Source organism: Rapidithrix thailandica (assembly GCF_039710355.1).
In the GTDB taxonomy this organism is placed as follows: domain Bacteria; phylum Bacteroidota; class Bacteroidia; order Cytophagales; family Flammeovirgaceae; genus Rapidithrix; species Rapidithrix thailandica.
The window spans coordinates 37,259-52,132 of the sequence record NZ_JBDKWZ010000002.1 but is presented as its reverse complement, the minus strand read 5'-3'; the positions used below and the strand labels follow the sequence as shown (position 1 = coordinate 52,132).

Genomic DNA, 14,874 nt, shown 5'->3' with positions numbered 1-14,874 from the left:
TTAACAAGCACAGGAGACGAACTCTCCGGAAGTTGCCTTTTTCCCTTCGGTGGCATAACCATCGCGTTTCCACCAATCCAAGCCACCCATCAACTCCCTCACGTTAAAGCCTAGTTTTGTCATTTTTAAGGAGCCTCTGGTTGATCCATTACACCCGATTCCGTCACAATAACATACATAAACAGGCCCCCGGTCCAACGCTTGGGTGCTTTGCTCATTCATAAACCGGTGGGGAAAACTAATAGCTCCGGGAATATGCTCTTCCTGATAAGCAAACTCCTTACGGGTATCCACTACTACGATGTGCGTTCCCATCTCCAACGCTTCGAATAAATCAGCCGAATCCCATTGAAAATCCAATTTGTCTTGGTAATGTTTAATTTGTTCGTTCATAAGGCATTTGTTTTTTCACAAAACTGGACATTCCTTCTTGAAAGGAGAAAAATCATGGTTGAGGTCTTTTGCTCGTATAGTTGAAAATTTTTCATTAAAAAATTATGGGAAATTAGCGTAATTCGCTGGTATGGAAATAAAATACTTACGACTGATCCAAACCATTGCCGAAGAAGGGAACATTGTCAATTCGGCTGACAAGTTGTTTCTGACCAAATCGGCATTAAGCCATCAGCTCCGGGAAATAGAAGAACGACTGGGCTTTAAAGTATTCATTCGTGCTCGCAACTCCTGGAAACTGACGGAAGAGGGAATGGAACTGTATCATTTGTCCAAAACCGTTTTGGCTGAGATCGAAGGCCATATGCAAAAAATACAGCATATCAGGGAAGGCTCGAAAGGTCTCATCCGGATCAGTACCGAATGCTATTCCTTTTATAGCGGTTTGCCCGGATTTATTCAAAAAATGGCTTTACTCTACCCCGGTATGGAGATCCAATTGGTAGTAGAAGCCACTCATCACCCCGTCACTAAAATACTCTCCAACGAACTGGATATTACCATCACCACCACTCAACCGGAAAGCAAAACCTTAGGAGCCATAGAGTTGTTTGAAGACGAAATATATGCGGTGGTACACGAAGAAAACAGACTCTCGGAAAAGGCCTATATCGGCATTGAAGACTTTTGGGACATCCATCTCATCATCCATTCTTATCCCCTGGAAACCGTTTCCGTATATCAGAATTTCCTGAGGGTTCACAAAGTGGAGCCTAAGAAAATCACCGCCATTCCCCTCACGGAAATTGCTTTGGAGCTTGTAAAAGCCAACATGGGGATTATGTGTATTCCCAAATGGGCTTTAAAAGCCTTTAAAATCCCGGACCATTTGATGTTCAAACCCATCGGTCAACAAGGTCTGAAAAGAAAACATTACTTGGTTTTTCGAGAGGAAGACCGCCACAAAAAGTACCTACAAAACTTTATTCAAAATATGGAAGAGGAGTTTATGACCTATTAAAACGAATGAAATAAATGCTTTTTGTGAGAATCTATGGATATACCTGTTTAGGTAAAAGAGCTCTACAACATAAAAAAGAGGACAGCAAAAAGCTACCCTCTTCCTACATCTCAAGCCCTTAGGGGGCAACTTCGTTCTTAAAGATTTTTCTTGTAGAAAGGCACTCACCAGCCCCGGATTACGTCAACGACTCTAATAGATAATCACCTCATTCTTATTTGATTATCTTTATTTATTTGATTTCCTATGCAAGATAAGTGGTGTAAGAATAATCAATAAAAGGTATGGGGTACCGGTTTAGAGTACCTTGTAAACAACCTGTCAATATTTAAAAAAAATCAATAGCGACAGTATTTTTTTACGTATTAAATTGTATTTTCGCAAGAAATATCAAAACCATTCAATTTTTATAACAATTTAAGTCTAAAATAAAAGGGCTGAGAAAAACACTGTGTAACATTAGAAAAGGGAACAAGCGAATTGGAACTAATATATACGATTGAAATATCCCCATACGATTACGCCGGTTCAGAATATGAATATCCGAATAGTAGCTTAACAGATTCAGCAGAAGAATGGGATAGGTTTTGGCGGGAGTGTTTGTCGGAGAAGAACCTCGAAAATTTAAAAAACATAAGAAAAGGCTCCTATTTGGTTGACGTTCCTTCAATCGGAGACAAGGAGCTCGAAGAGATCATAAAAAACGAACTTAAAGAAGTTGACTGAACAAATTACAAAGAGGAGGTGTCCAGCATTTCAGGAGGAATTGTCGTTAAAATGGAAGATGAGTTTCCTATTGAGCCGACTTGTTGTGGAGACCTTGGAAACCTGCTGGAATGGGAAAATATTTTTAAAGAGGGTACTGAAAAGTGGCAGCCATTATGGATTGGGCATCCCTGGATATTTTACAGAAAGACAAATAACAAAATTGAGTTTTCCGATTACTTCGAAACCAATATTGAAGCATTGGGAAAGGTACAAGCCTGTACTTGATATTCAAAGGGATGTATTAAACGTAAAAATAGCAAGCATCAAACGCTGGCAAACCGAGTTCGAAAACAGCATTCGGATACTACTTGAAAACATGGGAATTCAAGATTGCAAAATTGATGACAGGAAATGCATAAAATCGCATACACCAGATCGTTATAAACGGCCCAAACCCATAAGCATCACAAATCCCGTTTAGCCCCTATGCTAAACTCAAATAATGTAACCAAACAAAATAAAACAGATATGAGAAAAACAGTACTGATTTTTGTATCAGCTTTGATACTGACTGCATCACATGCATTTTGTCAAAATTCAGAAAAAATGGCCCAGGAATATGTGGTACGAGGAACCATCATCTTGAAGGGAAAAGAAATTGACGGGTACATAAAAAAAATGGGTCATAGCCTTTTAGATGATAAGCGCTTTTCCTCTCCTTGGGAATTCCAGAAAACCATCAGATTTATTTCGAAAGACATTTTTGAAAACAAACAAAAAATTAAGAATAAGGATTATGTCAAATATTCGCCAAAGGATATTGATGGGTATCATTATAATGATGATTCACTGATCTATATAAGTGCTAAGTATTCAGATATGTCAGCGGTAGGAACAGGAATGATTGCAAAACGGAAATTTATGAGAAAGATATCCGATGGAAAAATTTCTTTATTCTTACATTATCAGTCACCTCCATCCGTGTCATTCGAAAAACCTTCTGAGTTACAGAAAATTTATACGGAGTGCGCAGAAAATCCGGATTTGGTATTCAGAAAAGGAGCCGATGGAAAATTAAAGCTGGTGAATAGCCTAAATGTTGAAAAAGAATTCGAGGATTGCCAAAAAGTAGTTCTTAAATTCAAGAATGAAGAATACGGAACGCTGGAAAACAACAAAGAGAAAAAGTCAAAACTAACCAGCCTTGTTAATAAAGTGGTTTTTCGTGACGAAGCCAGGTTAAAAGCAATAAAAGACTATAACGAAACTTGCGGAGAGTAGATAGATATTAAACTATCCTGAGTTTACGAAGGTTTCTGCAAAGGCTGACTGTCAGACCTCGACTTCTAATTTAATTCGCTTTAACCTCAACAAGTACAAAAGCCCCGCCTTCGGGGCTTTTACCTTTCATTTATTCTTCTTCTCATTTACCAGCAGAAGGCGATGCATAAAAACCATCCGGAATTTCGTCTTCTCTCTTACGAGAGAAGGGCTTAGCCACCAGAATGGCTACCAGCTTCGAAAACCAGTCTTCAAAGGAATAGGCCACCGGATCCTTACAGGCATCCTCTATCCACTCTCCCGTATCGACATACTTGGCCAGGTTACATTCGTAATCATTGGATTCACACAAGACCGGAAGTTCCCCTTCTACTTTTCTTTCAATATCCGTATCCGTATAAAAGCACCACCGGGAAGCTTCTACCGAATAGCCAGCCGTAGCAAATGCCGTCAGAAAAGTAGTATGGATTTCCCTTCCGTTAAGCTCCCAACCTCCCCTAGTAAAATATTGACTTTTCACCAATTCAGTGGACCCATACAGGTTAAAGGGTTCATAGGTTTTCCATTTGTCCTTCCCGGTGTTGTACTCAATTCTGGCAAAAGAGTGCAGGCTCATAAAATACCGATAACTTGCAGGGATCACAAATTGTTCGGGCTGAAACGGAACCTTCTGTAGGAATGCAGTAGAAGCCGCGATTAATCCCGGCCATGAATCAATTTCTTTATTATCTACGGGAGGCCCGAGCACCAAGCGGACTTTTTTTTGCGCTGCAGCCCAGCTCTTGAGCTCACTCAGGGCATCTATTATTTTTTGATGTTTATCCGGCTTCATTTGAAAAAGGATTTATCTATTACAAAGAATAGTTACCTGAAAATTTCCTTGTTTATAAGTCAATAAGGGAAAAACAGTGGATGACTTATCTTAAACCAGCCTATAGGAAGCCTCTTCTCCCCGTCTTAATCCTTCTTATAGTGGACAATGCATTCTGACACCGGAATTAAACTTTTTTTAAAAACTTGAAGGGGTTGTCTTAATCCTTCTTATAGTGGACAATGCATTCTGACTCAGAATAATGCCACAATTAGAGCCACTCATGGAACACCTGTCTTAATCCTTCTTATAGTGGACAATGCATTCTGACAAGAGGTTACCTTTATGCCTACTCCTAGTTCTTGTCTTAATCCTTCTTATAGTGGACAATGCATTCTGACTTCAATCCATGAATATCGACATACTTTGCAACATTGCTGTCTTAATCCTTCTTATAGTGGACAATGCATTCTGACTTGTGGAAGGAGAAAAGGCTGAAAAGCATCCAGTAATGTCTTAATCCTTCTTATAGTGGACAATGCATTCTGACTCTCTACTCCTTCTATATGTAAGAATTCTCCGTCTTGTCTTAATCCTTCTTATAGTGGACAATGCATTCTGACCTACTTAAGGTGGCAGGAGTTGCCTTTCTTATCACAGTCTTAATCCTTCTTATAGTGGACAATGCATTCTGACAGCATTTTTCAGAGACCTTGATTATCAGTACTTTGCAAGCAAAAACCTTGAATAATTCTATTTGACCTCATAAAAATCATATAAAATCCAGCGATCTTACCGGGTTAAAGTTACAGGATTTTGCGTTTAAAAGAAGCGAAATCCATTGAATTTTTCACAAGCTTCTTGTATCCGTTCTTCACCGATCAAAGAGATGGAGGCCAGATGGTCTTTTTCAATGGGAATCAACAACACACTGTCGTTTTGACAACTGGCATCACTTAAAAGCTCCTTGAGTTCTTGACGCAGATTTTTAAGTTCTTTCCCGGTGAGCTTGCTGTTAAAATACACCGATAGTTGCACACGGACAAAACCATACCGCAACAACAGCTTGGCCGCTTTGTTGCGATAGCGGTTTTTATGAATATCATAGCTGGCTAAGTAGTGCATATCACTCTTTTAATAGTTTTTTCATACTGATCCACAAGGTGATAAAAGAGCAAAATATCAACAACACATAGAGCAGCAGGCGAAAGGAAGGTTCTTTTTCAACAGGCAACTCTTCCACCGGTATGGGCAAAACGTCTTCTACTTCCAGGGTTTCCTCCAAAGTGGAGGAAGGTGCTAAGGCTTGCCGTTTGCTTTTTGGCACCAAAGCCACTACTGCCCCGGCTATCTGCAGGCTATCGGGATGTTTGTACAACCAATAGGCCACTCCCCCATGCCCCGAACAGGCTCCGTTACGGGTGGCTTTACTCAAAGACCCGTCTTTACACACTGAGCCTATACGTACCTGCCCTTCAGTGGGTGCCGGACGAAGGCGTACATTTTTAAACTTCATCCGGGAAGTCCTCAAGACTTCTTCTATTGCCTCCTCTTCCGGAAAAGCCAAAGGAAATTGGGAGGCCTGGGCCAATAGCAAAGGGCCCGCCCCCGTGCTGTATATAAAAAATAGCAGCAGCAAAAAATACAGTACTTTATTCATCATCAAGATATTGTTTTTTTTAGAAGTTGCAAATCCAGTATCCTCAGTGAAGGGTGAAAAGGAGCAAAGGCTTTTACTCCTTCTCCCCTGCCACCTTACTTACTCCCTTTGCAACAAGCTTTTGGCCAATTGGCGGCATTCCACCGACAAGTGTTGCATCCGGGTTTTCTGCTTTTTTTTCAAGGAATACGGCTCGTACAGGTACTGGTGAAAAGCCGGAATGACTTCCCGTTTACCGGAGCCGGCCAACCAGAGCCCTCCTTCGCAGGGTTCAAAATCCCGTTCATTCAATGCATAGCGTTGGAACAGACGGAAAGCCACTGTGTCGGCCCATATCCGGTAGGACTCGATAAAATCATACACGAACACAGGCCGTTTGTACTGGTCGGCATGCAACACCCCGATATGCGGATCTATCCCGGCTTTCAACAATTCAACCTCCACAAAGGAATACAACATGCCGTACAGGTAGTTCAACACACAATTGAAAGGGTCTTTGGCCGGGCGTTTTGTCCGTCCGGCAAAGTGATAGCCCGGAGGCAAAGCCCAGGCCAAACCCTGAAAATAATGACGCGAAGCGGTGCCTTCCCAACCGCGACAGGAAGCCGCCAAGCCCTTATCCCTTCCCTTGGCACTCCTCAGCAGTTCTTGCAATTGCAAAGCAACGGCCTCTATGGTTTTGATACAAGCGTCTATTTTTTCCGGAGAAAGTACCGAAAAGGAATAGCGCAATTGATATAAAAAAGCGGCTTGTTGCTGCATTTTCTTCCATACGCGTTGGCCCGCCCAAGCCAGTCCCTCTTGGCTCTCGGCAAATTTCAACTGGTTTTTGCGTATGGTGGTCAGCGGCCCGAACTTATGACTCCAAACCCTGGCCTGAGGCTTTCCGGATTTGTCGACAAAAAGAATATCAATTTCATTTTCTACCGCCAGGATGACTGCATCAGAGCTTATTTTGGCAGCACAATTTAAGACAATGGTTCTGATTTTCTGAGGAGAGACTCGCTTTTTGCCCTCTTTATTGACAATTTCAAAAGCATTCTGTTTGCGGTGCACAGAGGTGCCAAAGGTATCAATGACTAATTGCATCTAAATCATTTATTTTTGGTTTGACTCAGCATACACCGAAAATAAGGCCATCCGGCAAAACCAGTTGTACTGGCTGAAAAAGGGGATTTATAATTTAGGGGTGAGCAATTATAGGTGGGATAAATGTCAAAAATTGAGCATAAACGAGGGGCATACCTTGTGCCAAACCCGCAGGAGCAACGCTTACCTCTTGAAGAGTTCGAAACTCTTCAAGAGGTACTATTGCATATACCGTTATTAAAATCAATACTCCCGGAAGCATTGGTGTTTAAAAATCCGCTGGGTCACCACCGAGCCGTCCGGTTGGGTTTCATCCACCGACTGCCGCGCAGTAGTGGCGTATACCGGGATGCCGTAGTTGAAGGATTTGATAAAGTCCACGATTTTGTAGGTAGCCCCGAAGTCCCCCTGCACCAGAAAGTAATCCAGCTCGTTGGCATGTTCCCCGATCCAGTCGTAGACCGGAGTCAGGTATTCGTTCAAGTCATCGATATCCGGCGGTATATTGCTAAAGCGCTGTTGCAAATCCTCCGGCAAGCTCACAAATTCCTCCACCCCCAAACTGCGCCTGGCATCCGCCATTTGTTCCGGAGTGAGGGAATGGGAGAAAAGGAGGTAGAGTTTCATGCTTGTTCCGTTGAGTTCATATAACCGTAGCCTACTGCGGTTTTGGCCCCGATGCCGTGGTTGGTGAGGGCTTCTTTCAGCCACTCTTCAACATTTTTATCTTTATCTTTTTTTCCAATCCCTAATTCCAATGGATTTTTTCCATCAGCGTCTGTTCTGGCAGCTACCATAAATTGGAATGAGCAACCTGTTACCGTAAGGAAAAACACAGGAACAGGGTTATGATAATCTGCCGGCGGTGTTTTAGCGTTATTGGCAGATTCTGAATAATAAGGTTGATAGTGTGGATTCATTACATCAGGCTCAATAGTTGGTGCAGAGGTTGAAAAAGCATCGAAAAAGATTACTTTACCTTGATTTTCTTCTTTTAAGGCTGTTTTTTTCTTTTCGGTCTTATATTCATTTTTTGCTTTGTTTTTATATAAAGGATTCCCATCAGCAGTAAAAAGTATTTTATCACAATCTGAGGGGCAACCAAACCAATGACAAAAGTTTTTATCTTGGTAAGCTCTGTACTCAGCATTGTGAAAAGGATATTTCTTTTCTAAATCAGGGACTCCATGTTCACCAAAGTAGTGTGTTATTATCCAACTCCTCACTACACCTTTTATAGCGCTAGCAGGGATATAGGGAATACCATAAATATGATGGAGGGTGATGCCTGTTTCATATACATTATCAATGCCTAAACCCAATGCTAATCGCCAATCAATCACTAACTCTGTCTCAAAAAAGTCTGATTCTTTTTTATTTATTTTTGCATTTTTCCTATGTTGCCGGGCAATTTCAGCAAATGGAAATCCAGAAAAATCGGCTTTAAGTTGAAAATTCTCACCTTTTCGTTCTCTTTTGAAAAAAGTAAATACTCCCCTTTTCTCATCGTAACGGGCGGCCTTATGGAATTTTAAGGCAAAATTAGCAATCTCCTCCTTTTCGGCTAGACTAAATATTTCTTGAGTATCCTTGGGTAAAAAAGTTTTGGAAATGTTCAGACTATCATCAATTTGGACAATTGAGGTTTGCCTGTTATTTTCCCAAGTCCGATTTTGAGAACCTGTTTTAGGAGATCTTACCTGTTCAGTTGGATATAAAGTCTTTCCATCTACCACTAATTTCATTAATGTACCGCCATTTCTTTCAAACTCACACTCTTTTCCATTTAAAGACCCATCTTGGAATTTATAAACTGAAACCGGCAGTTGCCCACCTTTGCCATTGGGCTTTGTAAACTGAATTATCCCGGCAAATCCTTTTTTAGTAGCATTAATTTTAAGAGTCCCTTTTTCCATTTTTCAATTCAATTGTTTGGGTCATTAGTTTCTCCTTCAATTAAGCCTTCGGCAAACCGCCTAAGCCAACCAAAGAAAGCTAATACTTCTACTGTAACCGCTCGGTAGGTATAGCTTTCAACTTGGGTTAATTTTTGAGCAAGCTTTGTTTTTTCAAAGCTGATTAATCCTTTTTCATCTCCTTCCAATAACCAATTTTCAATTTGGGTATAAATTAAACCCCAAGGGGTATTTGCTTGAGGCACCCCATTTTTACTTCCTTTGGAAAAAGCAAAAGCAATAGCAGCACCTAACCCATTTGTTTTTATGAGCATAGGCATTTTTTTGACATAAGCTTTATATTCTTTAGGTTTTCCTAGACTTTTACTCGCATTTTCAGCACAAGTATAAGCAAAAGCAGCCCTGCCTTGTTCTAGTGTTGTTCTTTTAGTTTCTGCCATTTTCATTTAAAAATTTAGTGGTGACAATTCCTTTTCCCAAGGTGGCATTACCACCAATTTGTACAATTGGAGGAAGGTTTTCATTAAAAAAGTTTCTGATACTACCTTCTTCTATTCTATCCTCGGCTTTAAACTCTGCTGCGGTAAGTACAAGTGAATACATGATGCTTTCTGCCGGGAGATACTCTTCGGTAAACAAAGCACCTGTGGCTACTGTGCCTGTGGAATTGTCTATTTTAGTGCGGGTAATTACTTCTGTACTCAGGTTTACAAAATCTTTAAAATCATCATTAGGGAGTATGATAATGTCTTTTGCCAGCTTTTCTGCCCATACTTGATTGCCCTCATGGAGAATATTATCTGCCAACCATTTTCCTAGATTCTCCAATTCTACTTTCACTTCTGAGACATTAAAGGTATATTCTTCTAAAATAACATTACTGCCTTTATCTCCCTTTAAAATGACCTCTGCTTGAGAAGTGGTAATGCAACTATGTTCTTTAAGGGAAAAGTTGGCAACTTCTTCTAGTGCAGCGATTTGTAGCTTTGCCATTTTCATATCTTCTACAAATTGTTTGAGTGATTTGGGGCATGTGACCCAGGCAAAAACCCCTTTCATTGACTTAACAGGAAAAAATAACAGACGAGCATCAGTGAAGCCTAAGGCTCCTGCAAAATCTGTGGCATACTCTCCTTTTTTATTTTTGTTTTCAAAAAGGTCTTTCAATGCTTTTTTCTCAGAATCTTTCAGACTACCCTCATCGTACCCAAATGCTCTATGAATTTTGGTGTCATTAGCATCAAGGGATTTAAAAGTTTTATTGGTCTCTGGATTATTATACACTTTCCTTTCGATTGCCTCACGGATTGCTCCTTTGAGTGAGGAACTTTCAATTTTAGGAAAAGAAGTATGTCTTTCACGTTGAATGGGTAAGTCAACAATGCCCAATTCAGAACCGCTACCTGCATGAAGCGGTGATTGACAGATTAAAAATAGTGGAGTTGCTTTTCGGTACATTTTATTTTTGTTTTTTTGATCTTAATTAATAATTTATGTCTTAATCATTCACATCCACCTTTTCAAACTTTGCCCCGTTGTCAAAAACCTTTTTTGTAATAGGCAACCCGGTAGATTCATTAATAGGTAATTCAAATTGGTACAAATTAAATGCGATATCCTTACCCTTAAACAGGGTATACATTTGGTTAATAATCTTTTGGTACTTCGTAATTTCAACTTTTGGTAGCCTGTAAACTAAAAGCCTTATTCCTTTTAAATTAGGATATGAAGCTTTTTCAACAAACTCTAATATGTTTTCAATTTGCCGTTTTGCTTTATTTAGCCCTTTACTCGAACAAGATTTTACTTCACACCATATTTCGTTACCTTCTTTTTCCTTCAAAAGGATATCAACATCAAAAACTCTTTCTTTTTTTGCATCTTTACCAAATTTCGGTTGAGTACTCCAAGAATTATCACTGAAATGCCACCAAATTTTTCTCCCATGCTTTATAGTTAAATCCCCTGTTTTACATTCTAGTAACCCTTCAAAAGCAACCATTTCCATAAACATACCTAAATCACTTTTCTTAGCATCAACCTTTGGTTGAACAAAATCACGAAATATCTGGCCTAAAGGAGTAAGTTTATATTTTTCTTGTTGAATAAGTCCTCTCTTCTTAAGTATTTGAAGTATTTCAGGCATTTGACCTATCTCTTTTAGTCCTTCTTTAGTGAGAAAATCAAAATACATTTCTGCAAAACCTAAATCAAACCCAAAAGGCAAGTTACCAACTTCAAGTAAAGGACTTTCTCCTGTTTGTAACTCATTTTCTTTATACATATACTTTAAAGACACCTCGTGGAGCTGCCCTAAAAGAGTAACTATGGGAACAATGGCTTTATAGCCTCCTGTAATATTGAGTATAGTATTATGTTTATATTTTTCTATGAGTTTGTTGAGTACATCTACCAAGTTCATAAAACCCTTTTCAAAAGTGTCTTTCTTATTCACCCGCAAACCTTTAATTACATAAAGCTCTTCTCCTTGTTGGCTAAATTGTTCAGGAGTTACAGGTTTTTGAAAGTGACAAGCTTTTAAGTTTTCAGGCTTTTCTTGGTTACCCTCTCTTTCAAACCATTCACAAATCAGTTCAGCCGCCAATACACTTAAAACTGTGTCAGTAGCTAATAGATGCACTTCATATTCAGCCTCATCTTGCTTGCAGATTTCTATGATACTGCGGATTTCGGCTGAGGCGTTTGGGGAGTTCCAAAATTGATTATTTTGTTTGATAGTAGTTTTAATATCTTCACGATATTGAGTAACTGAATTCGATGTGTTATTCCACTCTTTATAAGCAAAATCTTTTTTCTTTAAACCTACTTCATCATGAGTATAAGCGAGTTTAAAAGTGTCATTTTTTTTTCCAAGACCTAACGAAAAGTTCTCAAAAATAGAGGTGCCAACAGTTGTAATAATTTTCATTGTTATCCAAGGTTAGGTTTAGAGACTATACTAATTCCAAATCCTTCATTTTGACAAAAATCACTAATAGATTTTAATTGAAAAGCCTGATTGATTCTAGAAATGTCCTTTTCATTTTCAACTTCAAAATAATAAACTGAGCCTGTAGGGATAGCTTTTCGCAAAGGTTTAGGTTCTTTTTTCTGCATATCAAAACCTCCAATTCCAATAGGTTTACCAATGAATGCCGTTAATAATTTAACTTTGATTTTTTCTTTATCTTCGGCATGTTCAAACTCCCCACAATATTCATTTTTTTCTTTATCGAGTTGAATCCAGCTTGGAAGCCAGCCATTTTGGAAAATAGCAGGAGTTAGCAAGTATAATTTGAAAATTTTGGAATTTGTATCTATAAATTGAGGAACATCAAGTGCATCTCCAAAGGTTTGAAAATATACAGTTTTACCTTCCCCACCTAATTTCAAAAAGCCGTTATTTGTATCAATATTTAAGTCTTCAAAATCAACTACAAAATAGAGGTGTTTTGATGCACTTTCTGTTTCATACACATCTAAGGCTGTATCTCGATAAGAAAGTCTTTGCATTCCTACACGATATAAAAGCCCTTCTGAAGTCGCATTAGTTTGTTTATTACGCCCAATACCTACTTTAGGCTCATTTTTAATATAGTCTGAAAAAGGAAGCACTTTAAATACATTTTTACCATGTTCTATGTATCTTCTAAAGCTATCTTGCTTTATAAAACCTTCAACATCTTCTACTACCAAATTTTCTTCTGGGATTACAACTTGATAAGGTAATGAATTGGAAGTTATAAAATCTTGCTTTTTAAGGTTTAAAATATGGTACTCATCTTCTTCATCTACATTTACTACCGAGTCTTTAGGATTGATAAAATGCAAAGCATTATTGAAGTAGAAGTAAATACCTTTAATTTTTAAATTTTTGGTAGGGTCTTCTTTAGTATTAGCCAATCCGATTTTATCAGGGTTTTCGGAAAAATATAAAGTCCTTAAAGCACCATAAAACACACTAGGTGGTGGTGGAAAAATGCCATCAGCCCAAGTTTCCTCTCCCATAGAAAATGGTTTGCCATCTCTAAAAAATAAGGTATCCAATGCTTTTATTTTTATTCTCATTTTAAGCTAGTTTTCGGTGCATAAAATCAATGATATGTAAGGCATGAATAAAGTTTTCAACCGTATTTGCTTTTTCAACCTTTTGAGATGATTTAAAAAGCTCTATTAAGCGACTGTGAACATAATCTGCTACATCAAACTTTTTTAAAGCATCTTTATCAGTAGGGGTTTCTTTCTTTATATTTTCAATTTTCCTTTGAATAAAAAAGTCTTTGTTATTCTCTAGCAACTTATTGACTTTTGAATCAGAATCTTTTGCTAATGCCCTTTTTAGAAGTCTTTTTATTTCTGCAAACAAGGCTGTATTATTTACCTTTCCCATGGCATCTAATTGCAATCCTGCCAAATCATATAATTCCGTAGTCAGATTGGTGATGAATTTATTGGAGAAAGTTTCTGTCTCTAACATGGTAAAAATGGCTTCCAAATCTTGCCAGTTGGAGCAAGCAGAAGCTTCATTACTTTTACTATCCCATTTAAATACACACTCTTGTATTTCCCCTGAATGTTTGAGGGCGGCAATAGCAAAAGCATTACGGTCACCTTGTTTTTTGGCTTTTTTTTCTATTTCACGAGCCTTTTTTAATACTTCAGAAAGTGGGGCTTTGTAGTGAGCGATTACAATTCCTGCTGAAAAAGTTAGGTGTTCGCCCATTTGCTTATAAGTCCCCAGTTCGTTATTGACCAGTTTATCAAAATCGATTCTTAATTGCTTTATGACATCAAACAAATGATGGAGATTTACAAAACCTAAAAAATCATCGCCTCCGGCATAAACAACTTGCCCATTGTGTTTACTGGTATTTAAAATATTTTCTCTGGCATGTTTGCCAAAAGCAGCCAGTAAACCTGAAAACTTGTTGTGGAACTCTTTTAACTTTTCTGTTTTGTATTCTTCTTTTAAAAAGTCTCCTGAAAGCCATTTGCCCATTTGGTCGCCATCAAACAGGATGAGGGCATAGTGGTTGGTTTTGAGTTGGTGACTAAACTTTTGATGGGTTTCAACTATTTGTTTCAGTTTAATCAAATAATCTTGAAGACCGTTATTTTTGAAATAGGTTTCGTTTAAATTTTCTTCAAAGAACAGTTGCTCATCAAAATCACCATTTTTAAAGAAATGCTGAAAGGCTAGCCAAGCATTTAATTTATCTACATCTGTAGTTTTCGAAAGCAGTTCAATATCATGTATTAAAGCAACTTTTGCAGTTGAAGGGAATTTAATTTCATTTCCATTTTTATCTTTGAATTCGCTAAATCTCTTGACAAAACTAATAGCACTTAATCCTTCGTTTTGAGAAGCTTTCCCTATTTTTGATATATCTTTTTTGAGGCCATTAAGTGTATAATATTTTTCACGAGTACCTATTCCAAAAAACAAAGCATTATTCTCTCCATCTAAGTTGCACTTTCTACCTTTTTCTCCAATTATTGTTTCTCCTCCAACTTCCTGATATTGGTACTGCTCAAATACCCTCACATTTTTGACAGAGCCTAGTAATTGTTCTAAGGCTTCGTATGCTTTTGCATAATTTTCATAATCACTTATTTTCACAAAAGCCCAATGAATATCCAAAACTTGGGCTAATTGCTCATCAAAACCGTTAGGTTTCGGTTTTTCTTTCAAGTTTTCACTGGCAAGTGCAACAAGTTTAGCTTGAACATGTTCTTTGATATTTTTACCTATATTGATAAAGTCCTCTTTGGGATTTCCAACTTCCACCAAAAAACGATTGGGTTTAGAGCTTGTATTTTTGACAGGGAAGATATACTCACAATGTTCAAAATACGCTTGAGTTGCCCTCATACCAGCATCGATCAATTCAGATAAAATCTGGCTACCAGCAAACAAATCTTGTGTTTTGCGAGCCTGCGCTATAAAGCTCTGCACAGAGGAAATGGTGAAGAGGAAGAGGTATTTATTGTTCAT

At 38.4% G+C, this 14,874-nt stretch carries 16 protein-coding genes and 1 CRISPR repeat array; of the genes, 4 read left to right on the top strand and 12 right to left on the bottom strand.

Features of this window, described 5'->3' with window-relative positions; translation table 11 throughout:
- A complete protein-coding gene (locus AAG747_RS03680) occupies positions 1–393 on the bottom strand; it encodes a rhodanese-like domain-containing protein (protein ID WP_346819779.1) in 393 nt (130 codons plus the stop codon).
- Between the two features lie 130 nt (positions 394–523).
- Here AAG747_RS03680 and AAG747_RS03675 point away from each other — a divergent pair, with 130 nt between their 5' ends.
- The 4 genes from AAG747_RS03675 (at position 524) to AAG747_RS03660 (ending at position 3,403) form a co-directional block, all read left to right on the top strand.
- Positions 524–1,414, top strand: a complete 891-nt coding sequence (locus AAG747_RS03675; protein ID WP_346819778.1) for a LysR family transcriptional regulator — start codon at positions 524–526, stop codon at positions 1,412–1,414.
- A 480-nt stretch (positions 1,415–1,894) separates the two neighbouring features.
- A complete protein-coding gene (locus tag AAG747_RS03670; RefSeq protein WP_346819777.1) occupies positions 1,895–2,140 on the top strand; it encodes a hypothetical protein in 246 nt (81 codons plus the stop codon).
- Positions 2,141–2,158: 18 nt separating this feature from the next.
- On the top strand, positions 2,159–2,407 hold the full coding sequence (locus AAG747_RS03665) for a hypothetical protein (protein WP_346819776.1): 249 nt from the start codon (positions 2,159–2,161) through the stop codon (positions 2,405–2,407).
- Positions 2,408–2,650: 243 nt separating this feature from the next.
- Complete coding sequence (locus AAG747_RS03660; RefSeq protein WP_346819775.1) at positions 2,651–3,403, top strand: hypothetical protein; 753 nt, start codon at positions 2,651–2,653, stop codon at positions 3,401–3,403.
- A gap of 142 nt (positions 3,404–3,545) precedes the next feature.
- On the opposite strand, the gene AAG747_RS03655 is transcribed toward AAG747_RS03660, so the two are convergent.
- The 11 genes from AAG747_RS03655 to cas10 form a co-directional block, all read right to left on the bottom strand.
- Positions 3,546–4,235 (bottom strand): hypothetical protein, encoded by a 690-nt coding sequence (locus AAG747_RS03655; protein WP_346819774.1) that lies wholly within the window; start codon positions 4,233–4,235, stop codon positions 3,546–3,548.
- 121 nt (positions 4,236–4,356) lie between these two features.
- A CRISPR array of direct repeats spans positions 4,357–4,910; the repeat unit is 38 nt; unit sequence TGTCTTAATCCTTCTTATAGTGGACAATGCATTCTGAC.
- Between the two features lie 126 nt (positions 4,911–5,036).
- A complete protein-coding gene (gene cas2 / locus AAG747_RS03650; RefSeq protein WP_346819773.1) occupies positions 5,037–5,339 on the bottom strand; it encodes a CRISPR-associated endonuclease Cas2 in 303 nt (100 codons plus the stop codon).
- Between the two features lies 1 nt (position 5,340).
- Complete coding sequence (locus tag AAG747_RS03645) at positions 5,341–5,877, bottom strand: DUF3761 domain-containing protein (protein WP_346819772.1); 537 nt, start codon at positions 5,875–5,877, stop codon at positions 5,341–5,343.
- 96 nt (positions 5,878–5,973) lie between these two features.
- Positions 5,974–6,963, bottom strand: coding sequence for a CRISPR-associated endonuclease Cas1 (gene cas1 / locus AAG747_RS03640; protein ID WP_346819771.1), 990 nt, complete (start codon positions 6,961–6,963; stop codon positions 5,974–5,976).
- Positions 6,964–7,206: 243 nt separating this feature from the next.
- Entirely contained in the window at positions 7,207–7,590 is a 384-nt protein-coding gene (gene csx20, locus AAG747_RS03635; protein ID WP_346819770.1) for a CRISPR-associated protein Csx20, read from the bottom strand.
- Positions 7,587–8,879 carry a type III-B CRISPR module RAMP protein Cmr6 gene (cmr6, locus tag AAG747_RS03630; protein ID WP_346819769.1) on the bottom strand — a complete coding sequence of 431 codons (1,293 nt, stop codon included), beginning with the start codon at positions 8,877–8,879 and terminating at the stop codon, positions 7,587–7,589. Before cmr6 ends, csx20 begins: the two co-directional genes overlap by 4 nt.
- 8 nt (positions 8,880–8,887) lie before the next feature.
- Entirely contained in the window at positions 8,888–9,319 is a 432-nt protein-coding gene (cmr5, locus tag AAG747_RS03625) for a type III-B CRISPR module-associated protein Cmr5 (RefSeq protein ID WP_346819768.1), read from the bottom strand.
- Positions 9,306–10,337 (bottom strand): type III-B CRISPR module RAMP protein Cmr4, encoded by a 1,032-nt coding sequence (gene cmr4, locus AAG747_RS03620; protein ID WP_346819767.1) that lies wholly within the window; start codon positions 10,335–10,337, stop codon positions 9,306–9,308. The genes cmr5 and cmr4 overlap by 14 nt, the downstream gene beginning before the upstream one ends.
- Positions 10,338–10,377: 40 nt before the next feature.
- Entirely contained in the window at positions 10,378–11,808 is a 1,431-nt protein-coding gene (locus AAG747_RS03615; RefSeq protein WP_346819766.1) for a hypothetical protein, read from the bottom strand.
- 2 nt (positions 11,809–11,810) lie between these two features.
- Positions 11,811–12,947 carry a type III-B CRISPR module-associated protein Cmr3 gene (cmr3, locus tag AAG747_RS03610; RefSeq protein ID WP_346819765.1) on the bottom strand — a complete coding sequence of 379 codons (1,137 nt, stop codon included), beginning with the start codon at positions 12,945–12,947 and terminating at the stop codon, positions 11,811–11,813.
- A 1-nt stretch (position 12,948) separates the two neighbouring features.
- Positions 12,949–14,874, bottom strand: a complete 1,926-nt coding sequence (cas10, locus tag AAG747_RS03605; RefSeq protein ID WP_346819764.1) for a type III-B CRISPR-associated protein Cas10/Cmr2 — start codon at positions 14,872–14,874, stop codon at positions 12,949–12,951.